Origin of the sequence: Rhizobium sp. SRDI969 (assembly GCF_025152725.1) — a bacterium.
GTDB lineage: Bacteria > Pseudomonadota > Alphaproteobacteria > Rhizobiales > Rhizobiaceae > Rhizobium > Rhizobium leguminosarum_I.
In genome coordinates this window covers 355244-371072 of the sequence record NZ_CP104035.1, presented here as the reverse complement: position 1 = coordinate 371072, position 15829 = coordinate 355244, and the positions used below count along the sequence as shown (strand labels likewise).

Sequence of the window (15829 nt, the reverse complement as noted above, 5' to 3'; positions counted from 1 at the left end):
CTCAGTGGCCCTTCAGTTCGCGATTGGCGCGCCGCACATTCCAGACCATGATCGGCGTGACGGCGAGCATGATGATGATGGCAATGACGGCGCTTCGGCCGGAATCGCCGCCGCCGCGAAACAGCCAGTTGAACATCAAATTCGCCAGCACCATCGTCTGCCACTGGCCGTTGGTCATGGTCAGCACGATATCGAAGACCTTGAGGACGAGGATGGTGATCGTCGTCCAGACGACCGCGATGGAGCCCCAGATCTGCGGCACCATGATGCGCCAGAAGATCTGCCAGCCATTGGCGCCGTCGATGACGGCGGCCTCTATCGTCTCCTCGGGAATGCCGCGAAGGGCAGCCGACAGGATGACCATGGCGAAACCGGTCTGGATCCAGATCAGGATGATCATCAGGAAGAAGTTGTTCCAGAAGGGAACCGAGATCCAGACCTCAGGTGTGCCGCCGAACGTCTGGACGATGGCGTTCAGCAGGCCGATCTGGACGTCGTTGCCGCCGCGATATTCGTAGATGAATTTCCAGATGACCGAGGCGCCGACGAAGGAGATCGCCATCGGCATGAAGACGATGCTCTTGGCGATATTGCCCCACCAGATGCGATCGGTCATTACGGCGATGACGAGGCCGAAAAAGGTGCAGGCGGCCGGCACCACGGCAAGCCAGAGGATGTTGTTGAAGATCGACTGGCGGAATTCGCGGTCGCCGAGCGCCCATTTGTAATTGGCAAGGCCGACGAACTGCAGACCGGCACGGTCGTAGAAGGAGAGGATGAAGGTCGCAACGACGGGATAGACGAGATAGACGATCAGCAGGAAGAGCGCCGGACCAATGAACAGCCACGGCCGGACGAGCGCCCGGCGGTTGAGATTGCGGGATGCGGCGCGGATGTCGCCGTCCTTCACCGGCAGAGCGAGGTCCAGGATCTTGTTCGAAAAATAGAAATAGGCCGAGCACGCGACAACGGCGACGACCACGACGCCCAAAGCGGACACTATCTGCGACAGCATTTCGTCCCTCCCCTGCTTCCCCTGATCTTGTTCCGACCGGTTGTTATTCTGACGGGTCAGCGCCGGTCATCGTCAATCTATTTGTATTGCCCAATCACAATATATCCTGCGATGGCCGGGCTCTTTGCGAGCCCGGCCAGTCATGCAAGCCATGCCGCCGGCAAGCCGGCGGCATAATTTTAAAAGATTACTTGATGCCGTCCCAGGCGCTCTGGATCTCGCCTGCAGACTCTTCGGCCGACTTGCCGCCGACGAAATCGACCATGCCGGTCCAGAAGGCGCCGGCGCCGATCTTGCCCGGCATCAGGTCGGAACCGTCGAAGCGGAAGGTGGTGGCGGAGGTCAGGATCTCGCCTTCCTTCTTCATCTGCGGGTTGGCATAGGCCTCGGTGCTGACGCCCTTATACGGCGTCAGGAAGCTCGACTGCGCCATCCAGACCTCATGGGCGATCGGGGTTTTCAGGAAGTCGATGAAGGCGCGGGCCGTCTTCGAGTCCTTGGCGATCGAGACGAGCGTGCCGGCGCCGAGAACCGGCTTGCCGAGTTCGGGATGCGAAGCAAAGGTCGGCATGTAGAAGAAGTCGGCATCCTGGCCGAGCTTCGTGCCCTCGGGGAAGAAGGACGGGATGAACGAGGCCTGATGGTGCATGTAGCACTTCGGCGGAACCGCGAAGAGGCCCTTCGGGCTGTCGCGGAAATCGGTCGAGGCCACGGCCGCGACGCCGCCATCGACGTATTTCGCGTTCTTGGCGAATTTGCCGAACTCGTCGATCGCGGCGACGACGGCCGGATCGGTGAACTTCAACTCGTTGGTCGTCCACTTGTCGTAGGCTTCCGGCGGCTGCATGCGCAGCATGATGTCCTCGACCCAGTCGGTCGCCGGCCAGCCGGTGGCGCCGCCGGAACCGAGACCGATGCACCAGGGAACGCCGCCATCCTTGACGATCTGATCGGTCAGGGCATGCAGTTCTTCCATGGTCGTCGGGATCTTGTAGCCGGCTTCCTCGAAGTTCTCCGGAACATACCAGACCAGCGACTTTACGTCGGCCTTGTAAGGGAAGGCGTAGAAGGCTTCCTTGCCGTCCTTGCCCTTATAGGTGCCGTAACCGACCCAGCTGTCGCCGGCGCCGTAATTGTCCTTGATCCACTTGGAGTTGTCATCGCCGAGCGGCGTCAGGAAGCCCTTGCTGGCGAGATCGGCCAACAGGCCCGGCTGCGGCAGAACGGCAATGTTCGGCGGCGAGCCTGCCTGCGTATCGATGACGATCTGCTGTTCGTAGTTTTCGGAAGAGGAGTATTTGGCATCGATGCCGGTGGCTTCGGTGAAATAGGCAAGAACGCTCAGGAAGAACGCCTCGTCCTCGCCGCGCCACGGCCCGAAGATCGTCAGCGGCTGGCCCTTCAGATCGGCATGAGCAGCCTTGAACTCGTCATAGCTCTTCCAGTTGAACTTGGAATCCTGTCCCGGGGCAAATTTCAAATCGGCCGCGGACGCAGCACCGGCAAAAAGCGCTGCCACGGCAACGCCCATCAAAAATGACTTTTTCATGTGATCAACCTCCCATCACAATCCGCGCCGAATTCCCTCCAAAAGAAATTTCAAAGCGCTTTGACACCCAACTCATTCCACTGTCGGTGGAATGGAGTCAAGTCAATTCGCGAAAACCCGCCGTATACATGCTGGATATCGCGGCGCAGCAATGCCTATCGGGAAATATGGAGCGATTTTTCTTGAGTCAAGCGCGCCAGATGATACATAATTGAAAGCGCTTTGGATGCCACTGGGAGGCGACAGGCCTTTTCAGGACGGCTGACAGGCGGGCCGGGAGGAAGCATAGCAGGTGAATCTCAAACAGCTATCGGAATTGCTGGGACTGTCGCAGACGACGGTGAGCCGAGCGCTGAACGGCTATCCCGAGGTCAACGAGGCGACCCGGGAGCGTGTGCTCCAGGCTGTCAAGGAGACGGGCTACCGGCCGAACAAGGCAGCGCAGCGGCTTGCGACCGGCAAGGCAGGCTCGATCGGCCTCGTCATGCCGACGGCGCCCGGCCACCAGTCCGACGTGCATTTCGGTGAATTCCTGGCCGGGCTCGGCGAAGAGGCCGTCCGCCACGATTTCCACTTCGTCATCATGCCGGCCGACCCGGATGACGAGGTAGCGGCCCTTCGCCGCCTTGCGATCAGCGGCAATGTCGATGCTCTGTTCGTCGCCTATATGCGCGGCCACGACCCGCGGCTCGCGATGCTGAAATCACTGTCGATGCCCTATGTCGTGCACGGCCGCTCCTTCGGTTCGGAGCCGGACTATCCCTATCTCGACATCGACAATGAAGGCGCCTTCTACGATGCGACGCGGCTCTTGCTGCAGCTCGGCCATACCCGCTTTGCGCTAATGAACGGACCGATGCATCTCGATTTCGCCATCCGCAGGAAGAACGGCGTCATATCAGCCCTTGCCGAACGCGGGCTCGCGCTCGCGGAGGGTTGCATGAGCCACGCGCTGATGACGGACGAGCGAGGCCTGCTGGCGATGGAACATTTTCTGCAATTGCCGGAGCGGCCAACAGCGATCCTCTGTTCCAGTACGGTGCTGGCGCTCGGCGCGATCCGCGCGGTCAACCAGGCCGGATTGCGGCTGGGCGAGGATATCTCGCTGATCGCTCATGACGACGTGCTGCCGCTGCTGAAACCGGAAAGCTTTTCCGTGCCGCTGACGACGACGCGCTCTTCATTGCGGGCGGCGGGTGTGCGCATCGCGCAGCGGCTGATCGGCACCGTGAAGCAGGCCGGCCCCTTCCCCGACCAGGAGCTCTGGAAGACCGAGCTGATCGTCAGGGCTTCGACCGGCCCTGTTCCCCAGGCCTAGAACAGGATGATTTTAGGCCGGATCGGACTAAAATCCGAATCCTGCTCTACATCATATAGTTAGAGCATGATGTCGTCCGAAAACCGCTCACACTTTTCGGCATCATGCTCTCATCAAAACTGTGGCGGTGTCTGCCCTGCAGTGCGGTGGGCGGCGATAACCGTGTTGGCCATCAGCATGGCGATGGTCATCGGTCCGACGCCGCCGGGAACCGGGGTGATGGTGCTGGCGACCGCCGAGACCTCCTCGAAGGCGACATCGCCGACGAGCCGGGTCTTGCCCTCGCCTCTTTCGGGGGCTGCCACCCGATTGATGCCGACGTCGATGACCGTCGCACCGGGCTTGACCCAATCGGCCCTGACCATCTCCGGCCGGCCGACGGCTGCCACCAGGATATCGGCGTTGCGGCAGACCTCGGCGAGATTCCTGGTCCTGGAATGCGCGATCGTCACCGTCGCATTGGCGTTGAGCAGCAATTGCGCCATCGGCTTGCCGAACAGGTTGGAGCGGCCGATGACGACGGCGTTGAGGCCGGAGAGATCCTCGCCGTGGGTGCGGCGGACGAACACCATGGCGCCGGCCGGGGTGCAGGAGACCAGCCCGGTCTTCAGGTCGCCAGTGGCGAGCTTGCCGGCATTGACGACGCTCAGGCCGTCGACATCCTTTTCCGGCAGGATCGACTGGATGATCGCCTCGCTGTCGAGCGGCTTCGGCAAGGGCAACTGCACCAGAATGCCGTGGATCGACGGATCGGCGTTGAGGGTGGCGACAAGGGCTGCCAACTCCTCCTGCTTCGTTTCGGCCGGCAGCGTGTGCTGAACGGACTTGAAGCCGCACTCCTTGGCCATGCGGCCCTTGGAGCCGACATAGGCGTGGCTTGCCGGATCGTCGCCGACGATGACGACAGCAAGGCCGGTGGTGACGCCGGTACTTTTTTCCAACGCTGCCGTCGCACTCTTGACCGTCTGAATGACCGATGCAGCTACGTTCTTGCCGTCGATTACTGTCGTCACGCGTCTCTCCGCCCTGTTTCGCGTCAATCTATGGATAGTTGACGAGCTTCAAATGCTCGCTAACGCCCTATCCTGTCGGAAAGCAGCAATGCAATATCAAAAATGCAAGGAAATGTTCCTTCAACGCAGCGGCTGTCGCGCTTCGAACGCATGAACACGAAGCCGGTCGCGCAGGCCGGAGATCTCGGAGCGCAGCACCTCCATTTCGTCGACTGGCGCGGGGTCCTGCGCGGGCATCGACGGCAGTGGAACCTGTGGCCGGGGCGCCTGCGTTTTCTTCCTTGCGGGATCGGCGACGGGCCGACGCAGCCGCAGCAGGAAAGCCGCGGCAATGCCTATCGCAAGGCCCGCCGCGGCACCAGCCAGCCAACGGCCGGTCGGGCCATCGGTGCCCAAGACTGCGGTTGCCAATGCCGGCTTCAGGAGAACGATACGACCGTCGGTGGCGGTTTCCACCGCCGCGGACGTCGCCTCTTCGAGGCGCGAGCGCGCGGCATTGGCCTTTTCGCTAAGCTCGGTCAGGCGTGACAAATCGACGCCGGTGTCCCGGCTCTGGGCGATCAGCGTATTGCGGCGGTCGTTCAGGCCCTTGCGCGCATCAACGGCGGCCTTGGCAGCGAGGTTGGCAGCCTGGGCAAGACGGGTCAGCTCCTTGCCCATATTGTCCTTCAGACCGTCGGTTTCGGCCTGCTGCTGCAGGAGGCGCGGATGGCGCGGGCCGAGCTCGGCCGAAAGCTGCGCAAGCGCTGTCCTGGCGACGGCATATTTGTCGCGCCAGCTCTGCAGCGCCGGCGAAAGCATATCGGAGGGAAGCGAACCGTCGAGCACTTCGGCAAGTTTTGCCGCCTTGAGCCGGTCGGTCTGCGCCTTGGCGGCAAGAATATTCTGGTCGGCCGCTTTCAGATCGGCATCGAGCTGGTCGATCTGGCGGCGAAGATCGATCGCCACCTTGACGTTGCCCTCGCCACTCTTTGCAGTGAAGGCGGCAAGCTCCGCCTTCGCCTCGTCATAGGTTTTGCGCAAGGCGGCATCGGTTTCGACGTCGCGGGGTCCGTCTGCCGTAGAAACCGCTTTGGCAAGCCCTGCGGCGATGCGCATGGATTTGCCGCTGTCGCCGGTCGTCACCCTCACGAGGATCGTGCCGGCAGCGGCATCGGGCAGTATCTCGACCGCATGCTTCAGCGTCGCCTCGGCGCGCGAGGCCGGATCGGCGGCAGCACCGGTCGCCGAGAGGAGATCGAGCGCGACGCCGAGCGCATTGGCGCTGGTGCCGGCAAATTCGGGATCACGATCGAGTTTCAGGGCGGCGACCGTCGATGCAACCATGCGCGCCGACAGCAGCCCTTTTGCCGCAGCCTGGGTGAAGGCAGCGCGGCTTGCAGCATCACTCTTCACCGCAAGTGTCGCCTCGGCACGGTAGAGGGCCGGCGAAGCCGGCATCAGCGCCGGCAGGCCCGCGCCGACGATCGTCGCGGCGGCCACCATCATCGCAAGACCAATGCCGCCGACGCGGCGGCGCGGCGCGGCCGGTCGGGGCTCGACGGGTTCTTCACGAACCGCGGCCAGCGGTTCGGGTGAGATCACAGGCTCGTCGGCCACAACACTCAGCTCTTCATCGCCCGCCGGCTCCTGAAGAAGCGGATGGCCGACGTCGTTGGCGGCCCGGAGGCGGTTGCCGAGGATGGTTTCGATGCGGTCGACCAGAGGTGCCGTGCGCACCGTCCTGGCGCGCTGCTCCTCCAGCACGCGGCCGATGGCGCGCAACAATTCGGCCTCGGGCGGCGCGATATCAGGCCGGCTCGATCGGGGCGCCGCATAGGAATCGTCATGGGGGCGCGGTCCTGTGGCTGCGCGATCCTGGAAGTTGTTTCTAGCCCTGATATCGTACATTTGCGCCACATCTCATGCACATGATGGCCGGGTTCGCTCATCCGCACGGACGCAGATGATTAAGCCACTCTAAATATTCATGGCAAAGAAATGGTTAACCGCAGCGGGCAAGAATTGTTGAGTCGCGCGACGCTATGAGGTCAGCTTGCCCTCTTATGGTCCGACCGCGGCTGCAGCGCGCTGCCGTGCTCTTCCGGATGGCTAAGGATCCTTTCGCGTCGGCGGAAGCGGTAGCGCAGGACATGGAAAAGGAAGACCGGGATGCCGACAACGTAACGGCGCCAGAGGCGCGTCGGCTCCTGCAGCAGGCGATAGGCCCATTCCAGGCGCATCATCCGCACCGTCCTCGGCGCACGCGGGACGGCGCCGGAGACGAAGTCGAAGAGAGCGCCCACCGTCAACACCAGGCGCGCATGATCGGCGCGAATATGATCGTGAACCCATTTCTCCTGCAGCGGCGTCCCCATGCCGACGATCAGGATATCGACCTTCTGGCGCTCGAGCTCCTCGATGACATCCGTAGGATCGACCTTGTCGAAGTAACCGTCGGAAACGACGACGAATTCGTGCCAGGGCGTGTGCCTGCGGAAGTTTTCCGCCGCCGCCTCGACGACCGAACGCTCGCCGCCGATGAGGCCGATGCGACGCGGCGCCTCCATGAAGGTCAGGAAGGCCGGCACGAAATCGGTGCCGTTCAGATTGGCGGGAAACGGCGAACCATGGGCGATCTGCGATGCGATATTGAGGCCGATGCCGTCCGGCAGCACCAGATTGTGCGACATGATCCGGTAGTATTCGTCGTCGCGCAGCGCGGTCAACATGTTGTGGGCGTTGACGAAGCAAACCACGGTCTGGCCGACGGGAATGGAGGCCAGCTCGTTGATGAAAACGAGGGCGTCGTCCCAGCCGAGATCGCAGACCGGCAGATCGAAGATCGTCCGCCGCGATGCGAGCACCGCGAAGTTTGCAATCAGATTCATTCCTACCTCCTGCCGAGGGTGCTGCATGCGCCCGACATCCCGGAAAACAAGCCCATATTTCCGCACCGGAGGTCTCGAAAGGACCGGTCGCGTCCCGCCGGACGGCGTCGCTCCGATCTCGGATAAGCGGCGCATGCCAAGCTGTGACTCCTGATATAACAGGACGGCTTCAAACAACCCTTAGGAAAATTCCTTGGATTTCCATGCTCGTATAAGTAGATTATTAACCACATGCGCCAACGACAAGCGGCGCCCTCGGGCGCCGTTTGTCGTCGATGAGCTAATGATGCTTAGTGGGTCGCCGGCGTCGGTGCTTCGGCGGCCGGTGCGGTCTCGACGATCTTGACAGGTGCACTCACCTTCTTCGGCTGGCCGGCGGAGCTTTCCTTGACCTCTTCCTTGGAGAGATAGTCGAGCTGTTCCAGCATCACGTCGGCAACGTATTCGCCGCCGAGGCGCTCGTTCATGCCCTTCTTGATTTCCTCGCGGAAGGCCTTCGGATCGAAGGACTTGATGTGGGCGATATCGACCATCTTGTTGCCGACGAGCAGGCTGAAAAGCTCGTCCGTCGTCATCTCGCTCAGCGGCAGCGTCACGCCTTTCAGCATGTCCTTGTTCATCATGAACGAAACGCGGCCGAGGAAGTAACCGGTGATCGCACCGTTGCCGATGATCGGCACCGTGATCGTTTCGCCCTTCACCAGTTCAAGAGCGCTCTGCTTGGAATCCGTTGCTGCGGGCGCCGGCGCCGTCGCCAGGTACACCGAGAAATAGACCGATGCCAAGGTGATGGCGCAAACCCAGACACCGGTGAGGACGAGCTTGATCATCAGTTTCCACGCGCGGCGAATTGTTCCTGGGAATAGGTGCCGTCGGCATCGGCGTCCTGAACCGCGTTCTTCAGGAGGTCGGCGACGGCGCGAACCGCTTCGAGATGCGCCTCGACGCGACGGGCATTCAGAACCAGTTTCTTCTTCAGTCCGTGCAACTGATCGAGATGGGCAGCGGCAAGCTCGGACGGATCGGTGTCGCGGAAAAGCATCGACAGCTCGTAGAGGCAGCGGCTCTTATGCGCGTTGGAGACCTTGAGATCGAACTGCGGATCATTGCCGATCCGGGTGTTCTCATTGTCGATGATCATTTCGAGGCGTCCGAGAACGGATTTGATCCTGTATTCGTTCGAAACTATTTCCATTGTAACCCCGGTTATGCGTCGTTTGGAGCATGATGCCGAAAAGTGTGCGCGGTTTTCGGACCACGTCATGCTCTAACTATTTAATTGAGAACAGGATTCGGATTTTAGGCCAACGGGCCTCAAATCATCTTGTTCTGTCGGTCTTGGCTTCGGCGGTCGGCGTGCCAAAGGTCTTGCGCTGGAAGTCGTCGATCATGCTGAGCGCAGTGTTGCGGTCATCATCGTTGGTGGAGGCATTGATGACTTTGCCTTCCTGCCGGCGCAATTGCTCGCTGTACATCTGCTTGGCGATACCGATGCCGTCTCCCTTGGCCATGGTGTTGCCGAGCTGTTCGGCCATCATGCCCTTCCAGATATCGCCGGTCGCGCCCTTGCCGTATACGTCTTCACTTTCGCTCGGCAGCATGGACTTGACGAAATTCTGCAGGACCATGGCCTCGAACTTCCGGTAGCTTTCCGGAACGTCCTCCGCCTTGGTGCGGTTCTGGATGTTTGCGAGGCCGCTCTTCTGGCCGATATGATCGAGAACGTCGACCGTATTGGAGAAGCCCTTGCCATTCTCGGCGAGGCTTGTTGCGGCAAAGGCCGCACGATTTGCCTTCAACTTTTCCTGGGCTGCCTGAACCTCCATGGGGTCGGCAGCTTTGACAACATCCAGGACCAAATCACTGGGGGGCGAAATAGCCACGTTACAATCCTCTGAATTTAAGATCGTAACGACTATGGTTTTTGAAGCTTGCTGGAGGCTGGCGTTGCGAATTGCTGATCGATGACATCGTAGATGGCGTTGTCATCTGCCTCGCGGCGCTCGGCCTCGAGAGCTTCCTTCATGCCGTCTTCGAGGCGGTCGCCCTTGGCCCGCTCGCGTGTCAGCCGCATCTCGTGGACCTGCTGCATGCCGGTCAGCTGCTGGTCCTTGATGGTGAGCCTGCCGAATCGATCGGCGTAATTCTGCGAGAAGGCGTGGTGGACGGGGTCCATCGAGCCGAGCGCCAGGATGACATCGTCCATCGCCACATTGACCTCGACACGCTGACGGCTGGTTTCGGCCAGGTCGTTCTCGGCCATTCTTTCGATATGCCGCTGCACTGAGAGCAGCCGCTTGAGCTTTTGGGAGCGCTTCTTTTCGATCATCGCCTCATCGCCCGATATAGATCGAGCCGAAGGACTGGCCGAACTGGTTGATCAACGCCGCGATCGAGAAATAGATCAGGAAGAGCCCGCCCATCAGCAGATAGGGCGTGGAAATGAAGTAGACCGGGATCTGCGGCGCCAGCTTGTTGATGAAACCGATCGAGACGTTGAAGATCATGCCGTAGATCAAAAACGGGCTCGACAGCCGCAGCATGATGTAGGTGGTCTGCTCCAGCGTGTCGGTAAAGGAGATCAGCGTCGCGCGCATCTGCATCAGGCCGCCGAAGGGCATGGTCGTGTAGGAATCGATCAGCGCGCGGAAGACGATGTGATGAAAATCCATGATGAAGAGAATCATGATGCCGGCAAAGGTAATGAAGCCGGAAAGGCTGGTCTCCGGCGTGTCTTCGAGGATGTCGGCGGAACCCGGCTGGGTGTAGCCGACCATCATCGCGATGATCGTCGCGGCGAACTGCATGCCGATCGTGTAGATCCTCGCCAGCATGCCGTACATCACGCCGATCAGCGATTCGCTGAAGATCAGGCCGATATAGGTTCCGGCACCGGTGTGAACGGCCGGATAGACGGTGTCCCAGAGCAACGGCATGACGGCGATCGAGAGCGCGCCGGCGATGAAGACGCGCAGCTGGTCGGGCACGCGCGCCGAGGAAAAACCCGGAAGAGCCAGCACACAGCCACCGATCCGGCAGAAAACCAGAAACAGCGCGAGAACGGTCCCTTGCGGGTCTGCTATCATGAAATAGAGCCCAAAATCTTTATCTCGATGCCCTTGGCCAGTTCGACATGCGACAGGACCGGGAGCGTGGCGAACAGCCGTTCGATGATCATGCGCACATAGGAGCGTGTTTCCGGCGATGTGACAAGGGCGAATGGCAGGCCCCGATCCATGAACTCACGGATAACTTTGGTGGCCTGCTCGCTGAACTCTTCCAGGCTGCGCGGATCGATGTCGAATTCGATCACCTCGCCCTTGGCGTCGCGCTTCAGCGCCTGGTGGAAAGCCAGATCCCACTTGCTGCCCAGCCGCAGCACACGCAGCACGCCGTTGTCGGCGAGGTCGCCGCAGAGCTGCTGCGCCATGCGGATGCGGACGTGCTCGACAATCTGCTCCGTTTTCCTGACATGCGGGGCAAGCTCGGCCACCGCTTCGAGAATGAGGTGCAGGTTGCGGATCGAGACGCGTTCGGCAAGCAGCAGCTTGAGCACCGCCTGCAGGCCCGAATAGGACATGTGCGACGAGCAGATCTCGTCGGCAAGCTTCTTGTATTCGGGATCGAGCCGATCGATCAGCACCTTCACGTCCTTGTAGGACAGAAGCTGCGGCAAGTTGTTGCGGATGACCTCGCTCATATGGGTCAGCACGACGGAGACGTTGTCGATCGGCTGGAATCCCTCGCGTTTCAGATCGTCGGCGAAGTTTTCGAGGATCGAGACGGCAGGCATACCGAAAGCGGGTTCACGGATTTCGTCGCCGGGAATGCTCGGCCGGCGGCCGGCGCCGGTCACGACGAGAACTTCGCCGACGCGCAGCAGGTTGGAGGCGACCGTCGTGCCGTGGATGCGGATCTGATAGGACTTCTCGGCAATGGCGATATCGTCGGTCACCTTGATTTCGGGCACGACGAAACCGTATTGTGTGGCGAACTTCTTGCGCATCTTCCCGACGCGGAAGGCGAGCTCCTGGTGGGCGCCAAGCAGGCGCGTCGAGACCATCTTGCCGAGTGCGAGCTCAATCTCCGAGGTGCGCAGCACCGACTTGACCGAATCCTTTTCCAGCTCCTTGCTCTGGACGACCTTCTTTTCTTCCTGCTCGCGGCGAAGCTTGTTTTCAGCTTCGACCTGACGCGGGATGAACCAGGCGCCGAAAGCGAGAAGACCGCCGAGGATTACGAAGGGGACAAACGGCAGGCCCGGCATCAGGGCCAGCACGAACATCAGCACGGCCGAGACGGAAAGCGCGCGGGGATACCCGCTCAACTGGTTGACGACCGCCTGGTCGGTCGAGCCAACGGTGCCGCCGCGAGAGACGAGAAGGCCGGCGGCGAGCGAAACGATGAGGGCCGGCATCTGCGAGACGAGGCCGTCGCCGACGGAGAGCTTGACGAAGACGTCGGCCGCTTCGCCGATCGGCATGCCGTGGCGGAAGTAGCCGATGATGATGCCGCCGAAGACGTTGATGCAGGTGATGATGAGGCCAGCGACGGCATCGCCGCGCACGAACTTCGACGCACCGTCCATCGCACCGAAGAAGGAGCTTTCCTCCTCGAGTTCCTTGCGCCGGCGCTGGGCTTCCTTTTCGTCGATGATACCGGCCGAGAGATCGGCGTCGATCGACATCTGCTTGCCGGGGATGGCATCGAGGGTGAAACGCGCACCGACTTCGGCGATACGCGTGGCGCCCTTGGTGATGACGATGAAGTTGATGGTGATGAGGATCAGGAAGACGATCAGACCGATGACGAAGTCGCCGGACATCACCAGGCTTGCGAAACCGGCGATGACGCCGCCCGCTGCTTCATGGCCCTCATTGCCGTGGGACAGGATGACGCGTGTCGTCGCGATGTTCAGCGCCAGCCGGGTCATCGTCGCGATCAGCAGAATGGTCGGGAACGACGAGAAGTCGAGTGGTTTCTGGATCCACAGCGAGACCATCAGGATCAGCACCGAAAAGGCGATCGAGAAGGCCAGTCCCATATCGATCAGGAAAGGCGGGATCGGCAGAAAGAGAATGCAGATGATGCCGATGATGCCCAGGGCAAAACCGACATCGCGCAGGCTCGGGGCGACTTTTGGAAGGGGCAGTGCAGGTGGTTGCGCCATGACGATTCCGTCTCTTCATGAGAGGAGGCGGACATGCGGCCCGCCCAATTCGGATCGAGAGTTAAATGGCGAAGCTTGCGCGAAGGTGGCCCGACCGTTGCGCACTTTTGCTGGAACTGCTCCAGAGCATGATGCCGAAAAGTGTGAGCGGTTTTCGGGCGACATCATGCTCTAACTATAAAATGTAGAACAGGATTCAGATTTTGGGCCGACCCGGCCTAAAATCATCCTTTTCTAGAAGCCGGACTGGATGCGCGAAAAGACCAGATTGGTGAAAATGGAGATCTGCGAGCCGGCGAAAGGTGCGGTGACGCCGACCGTGATCAGCACCGCGACGATCTTCGGCACGAAGGTCAGCGTCGCTTCCTGCACCTGGGTCAGCGCCTGGATCAACGCAATGATGAGACCAACTGCCATCGCGACGATGACGGCGGGACCCGCGGCAATCAGGACGGTCCAGATCGCCGCCTGGAACAGATCCAATGCATCAGCTTCATTCATTTGAAGGCAACCTCATATCGCCTTGAAGTGGCCCCGCCGTGGCCGGACCGCCATTGATTGGTATCAAGCGCGCCATACGGCGCACCGGCGCCGTTAGTATCAGGTATCGCTGGTCGGCGCCTTGTCGGCAACAGTGATTCCCGCCTGCACGAGTATATTACCGCCAGCCGAGGTTGTCGCAATGATTCCATCGGAATAAACCTTGACGGATTCGATGGTGCCTTTGACGGTGCCGTCGGCGCTTTCCATGTATTTGCCGACGTAGCCGCTGGCCTGGGTGAGGCTCGAGCTGGCGAGCAGCGTATCCAGCTTGGTGTTGGTCTGGATCGTCTGCTCGACCTGCGAGAAGCTCGCCAGCTGCGACATCTGCTCGCTGGCGTCGACCGGATCGGTCGGATCCTGGTTCTTCATCTGCGCGATCAGCAGCTGAAGGAAATTGTCGTAGTTCAGCGTCGCCTTCTGCTGGGCCGTGTTCGTCGTACTCGTCGAACTCGTTTTGGCCACGCTTGACGTTGCATCTACCGCCATGGTGCAATCTCCCTGCGAATCTGCTCGACCATCGTCGGCGGCATTTCGTGGTTGTTGAGGATATTGTCTTCGATCGCGTAGAGGCCGCGGATCGCCTTCAACGCATCGAAGGCGCGGCCCGTCGAGACGAGTGCATCGATGCGCTTCAGTTCGGCGAGGATCTCCTCGTTCTTGAAGCAGGAGAGCAGCATGGTGATCGACTTGCGGAACAACGCCGTCGAGTGATCCTTGCCCTCAGGGTTGATGAGGATCATCTGCGCAATGAAATAGAGCTGACGCAGCGGCGTTGTGGCGCCCTCCGGCTGGAGGACGTGATTTTCCAGAAGGAACGTCACATCATTCAGGAATTCCAGCGCGACCTTGCGGTCGACGCGCAGGACAGCGCCGTTGATGAAGATTCTTTCTCCGGCTTTCAGAGAAATGCGAAGTGTACTTTTCATTTAAGTCCATCCCTGATGATGGTGGTAACGTCGATGATGCCCTGGTAGTTATTGGACTGACGTTTTCTGATCCTGTCGCATTCCTTCAATATCCAGATTGCGATCGAGATGAGGTTGGCCCTGAGCCCGATCTCCAGCTGGTTGTCGGGATGTTTGAGATCCTCGATGAAACTGATCCACACCCGGCGGGTATAAAACAGGGCTTCAATGGCTTCCCGGCCGTATTTTTCCTTTTCGCGCGCCAACGACAGCAGGTCTATGGACCGGTCGAGAACCTGCCATTCCCGCTCTTTCGCGTCGGCCACCGAGTCCTGCATGACTTCGGCATATGAGAACTGATACATTCATGCATCCTTCTTTATTGCGCGCCTTTGCTCATCAAAGGTAGTTTACTAGACTCAACTGCTGGATCTTCGAGACGATCGTGTAAGCGGTTTCAAGCTGCGTTTCCAAAGTCTTGACGAGGGTCGAGGCTTCGTAAGGATCGACACCCTGGAGATCGACGAGCTTGTTCTTGATGATATTCGACTGGGCATCGAGGGCGTCGTTGGACTTCTTGACGCGCTCCTGCGAAAGGCCGAGCTGGCTTGCCTGCGTCACCAGGCCGCTGGTTGCCTTCGTCGTATAGCTGATCGCCTGCTTGGACACCGTGCTCATCGCATCGCTGCTGAGATCCTGGCCCAACAGCGCCGAGGTCATCACCGAGGCGAGCGCGAAGTAACGCATGCCCTCGGAATTGGCATTGGTCGAGGATTCGATCACTTCGGAGTTGCTGATGCGGCTCGTCATGTTCTGGTTCGATGCCTGCGACCAGCCGGTCGTCGCGTTGGTCCAGTTGGCCTGGCTAAACATCGGCTCCACCGTCGTGGTGATGAAGGTGCTCATTTCGGCGCCAGTCAGATCTTTGACCGCCTTCGGGAGTCCTGCCGCATAAGCGTTCAGGGCCGTAACGATGGCGGCACTCGTCGCGGTGGTCTTGTCGGTCAGCGGCTGCACATCGGTATTGATGCCGGAGAACAGATATTCGCCGTTCACCATGGTATTGGCCGTGTCCATCATGGTGGACAAGGCGCTGGTGGCGGACTGGATGGCGACGGTGATGCTGCCGGGGTCGTGGCTGCCCTGGAGCGCCGTCAGCTTCGAAACCAGGCCATCGCCGCCATCCTTCATCTTGGAAAGGCCGAGCTGCGAGGATTCCATGCGCGCAGTGACGAGCGAATTGCTTGCTTTGATCGAGTCTATCCTGTCGACCTCGCGGCTGAAGTCGACGCTCCTGGCAGCGTTGCCGCCGAGCGAGATACCGATATCCGCATAGACGCCCGTCGTCGCTTCCATCGTTGCCTTGGTCATCTGGTTCTGCCCCTGACGGATCGTCAAGCGCATCGCGTTCTGAATGGCCGAACTTGAAATAAAAGAGCTCTTCAT

Annotated in this window: 17 protein-coding genes; 1 reads left to right on the top strand and 16 read right to left on the bottom strand. The window is 60.4% G+C overall.

Annotated elements, in window-relative coordinates:
• Window position 1 precedes the first annotated feature (1 nt).
• Window positions 2-1015 carry a carbohydrate ABC transporter permease gene (locus N2A41_RS01855; RefSeq protein ID WP_162117808.1) on the bottom strand — a complete coding sequence of 338 codons (1014 nt, stop codon included), beginning with the start codon at window positions 1013-1015 and terminating at the stop codon, window positions 2-4.
• A gap of 187 nt (window positions 1016-1202) precedes the next feature.
• Window positions 1203-2564: an ABC transporter substrate-binding protein gene (locus N2A41_RS01850; RefSeq protein ID WP_017967063.1), complete on the bottom strand. Its 1362-nt coding sequence runs from the start codon at window positions 2562-2564 to the stop codon at window positions 1203-1205.
• A gap of 292 nt (window positions 2565-2856) precedes the next feature.
• Here N2A41_RS01850 and N2A41_RS01845 point away from each other — a divergent pair, with 292 nt between their 5' ends.
• Complete coding sequence (locus N2A41_RS01845; protein WP_260110093.1) at window positions 2857-3882, top strand: LacI family DNA-binding transcriptional regulator; 1026 nt, start codon at window positions 2857-2859, stop codon at window positions 3880-3882.
• 113 nt (window positions 3883-3995) lie between these two features.
• Here N2A41_RS01845 and folD read toward each other — a convergent pair whose 3' ends face one another.
• From folD to N2A41_RS01775, 14 genes are all read right to left on the bottom strand, one after another.
• Entirely contained in the window at window positions 3996-4895 is a 900-nt protein-coding gene (folD, locus tag N2A41_RS01840; protein WP_017967061.1) for a bifunctional methylenetetrahydrofolate dehydrogenase/methenyltetrahydrofolate cyclohydrolase FolD, read from the bottom strand.
• A 120-nt stretch (window positions 4896-5015) separates the two neighbouring features.
• Complete coding sequence (locus N2A41_RS01835; RefSeq protein WP_260110092.1) at window positions 5016-6785, bottom strand: succinoglycan biosynthesis protein exop; 1770 nt, start codon at window positions 6783-6785, stop codon at window positions 5016-5018.
• A gap of 140 nt (window positions 6786-6925) precedes the next feature.
• The gene (locus N2A41_RS01830; RefSeq protein ID WP_170262887.1) at window positions 6926-7765 is read right to left on the bottom strand and encodes a WecB/TagA/CpsF family glycosyltransferase; all 840 of its coding nucleotides are present in this window, start codon (window positions 7763-7765) and stop codon (window positions 6926-6928) included.
• Window positions 7766-8055: 290 nt separating this feature from the next.
• The gene (locus N2A41_RS01825) at window positions 8056-8595 is read right to left on the bottom strand and encodes a hypothetical protein (protein ID WP_260110091.1); all 540 of its coding nucleotides are present in this window, start codon (window positions 8593-8595) and stop codon (window positions 8056-8058) included.
• Window positions 8595-8960, bottom strand: a complete 366-nt coding sequence (locus tag N2A41_RS01820; RefSeq protein WP_130715633.1) for a hypothetical protein — start codon at window positions 8958-8960, stop codon at window positions 8595-8597. Before N2A41_RS01820 ends, N2A41_RS01825 begins: the two co-directional genes overlap by 1 nt.
• A 124-nt stretch (window positions 8961-9084) precedes the next feature.
• The gene (locus N2A41_RS01815) at window positions 9085-9648 is read right to left on the bottom strand and encodes a rod-binding protein (protein ID WP_260110090.1); all 564 of its coding nucleotides are present in this window, start codon (window positions 9646-9648) and stop codon (window positions 9085-9087) included.
• 32 nt (window positions 9649-9680) lie between these two features.
• Window positions 9681-10094, bottom strand: a complete 414-nt coding sequence (locus tag N2A41_RS01810) for a hypothetical protein (RefSeq protein WP_222386371.1) — start codon at window positions 10092-10094, stop codon at window positions 9681-9683.
• Window positions 10095-10098: 4 nt separating this feature from the next.
• Window positions 10099-10851: a flagellar biosynthetic protein FliR gene (locus N2A41_RS01805; protein ID WP_017967054.1), complete on the bottom strand. Its 753-nt coding sequence runs from the start codon at window positions 10849-10851 to the stop codon at window positions 10099-10101.
• A complete protein-coding gene (gene flhA / locus N2A41_RS01800; RefSeq protein WP_017967053.1) occupies window positions 10848-12935 on the bottom strand; it encodes a flagellar biosynthesis protein FlhA in 2088 nt (695 codons plus the stop codon). Before flhA ends, N2A41_RS01805 begins: the two co-directional genes overlap by 4 nt.
• A 234-nt stretch (window positions 12936-13169) precedes the next feature.
• On the bottom strand, window positions 13170-13436 hold the full coding sequence (fliQ, locus tag N2A41_RS01795) for a flagellar biosynthesis protein FliQ (protein ID WP_017967052.1): 267 nt from the start codon (window positions 13434-13436) through the stop codon (window positions 13170-13172).
• Window positions 13437-13535: 99 nt separating this feature from the next.
• Window positions 13536-13964 (bottom strand): flagellar hook assembly protein FlgD, encoded by a 429-nt coding sequence (flgD, locus tag N2A41_RS01790; RefSeq protein ID WP_260110089.1) that lies wholly within the window; start codon window positions 13962-13964, stop codon window positions 13536-13538.
• Window positions 13955-14404 (bottom strand): flagellar biosynthesis repressor FlbT, encoded by a 450-nt coding sequence (gene flbT / locus N2A41_RS01785; protein WP_003556571.1) that lies wholly within the window; start codon window positions 14402-14404, stop codon window positions 13955-13957. The genes flgD and flbT overlap by 10 nt, the downstream gene beginning before the upstream one ends.
• On the bottom strand, window positions 14401-14748 hold the full coding sequence (flaF, locus tag N2A41_RS01780; RefSeq protein ID WP_027666404.1) for a flagellar biosynthesis regulator FlaF: 348 nt from the start codon (window positions 14746-14748) through the stop codon (window positions 14401-14403). The genes flbT and flaF overlap by 4 nt, the downstream gene beginning before the upstream one ends.
• A 34-nt stretch (window positions 14749-14782) precedes the next feature.
• On the bottom strand, window positions 14783-15829 hold the full coding sequence (locus tag N2A41_RS01775) for a flagellar hook-associated family protein (RefSeq protein ID WP_260110088.1): 1047 nt from the start codon (window positions 15827-15829) through the stop codon (window positions 14783-14785).

Coding starts and splice junctions, on each gene's coding strand:
- N2A41_RS01855 (WP_162117808.1), bottom strand. CDS start 1,015: ATGCTGTCGCAGATAGTGTCCGCTTTGGGCGTCGTGGTCGTCGCCGTT.
- N2A41_RS01850 (WP_017967063.1), bottom strand. CDS start 2,564: ATGAAAAAGTCATTTTTGATGGGCGTTGCCGTGGCAGCGCTTTTTGCC.
- N2A41_RS01835 (WP_260110092.1), bottom strand. CDS start 6,785: ATGTACGATATCAGGGCTAGAAACAACTTCCAGGATCGCGCAGCCACA.
- N2A41_RS01830 (WP_170262887.1), bottom strand. CDS start 7,765: ATGAATCTGATTGCAAACTTCGCGGTGCTCGCATCGCGGCGGACGATC.
- N2A41_RS01825 (WP_260110091.1), bottom strand. CDS start 8,595: ATGATCAAGCTCGTCCTCACCGGTGTCTGGGTTTGCGCCATCACCTTG.
- N2A41_RS01820 (WP_130715633.1), bottom strand. CDS start 8,960: ATGGAAATAGTTTCGAACGAATACAGGATCAAATCCGTTCTCGGACGC.
- N2A41_RS01810 (WP_222386371.1), bottom strand. CDS start 10,094: ATGATCGAAAAGAAGCGCTCCCAAAAGCTCAAGCGGCTGCTCTCAGTG.
- N2A41_RS01805 (WP_017967054.1), bottom strand. CDS start 10,851: ATGATAGCAGACCCGCAAGGGACCGTTCTCGCGCTGTTTCTGGTTTTC.
- flhA (WP_017967053.1), bottom strand. CDS start 12,935: ATGGCGCAACCACCTGCACTGCCCCTTCCAAAAGTCGCCCCGAGCCTG.
- fliQ (WP_017967052.1), bottom strand. CDS start 13,436: ATGAATGAAGCTGATGCATTGGATCTGTTCCAGGCGGCGATCTGGACC.
- flgD (WP_260110089.1), bottom strand. CDS start 13,964: ATGGCGGTAGATGCAACGTCAAGCGTGGCCAAAACGAGTTCGACGAGT.
- flbT (WP_003556571.1), bottom strand. CDS start 14,404: ATGAAAAGTACACTTCGCATTTCTCTGAAAGCCGGAGAAAGAATCTTC.
- flaF (WP_027666404.1), bottom strand. CDS start 14,748: ATGTATCAGTTCTCATATGCCGAAGTCATGCAGGACTCGGTGGCCGAC.
- N2A41_RS01775 (WP_260110088.1), bottom strand. CDS start 15,829: ATGAAGAGCTCTTTTATTTCAAGTTCGGCCATTCAGAACGCGATGCGC.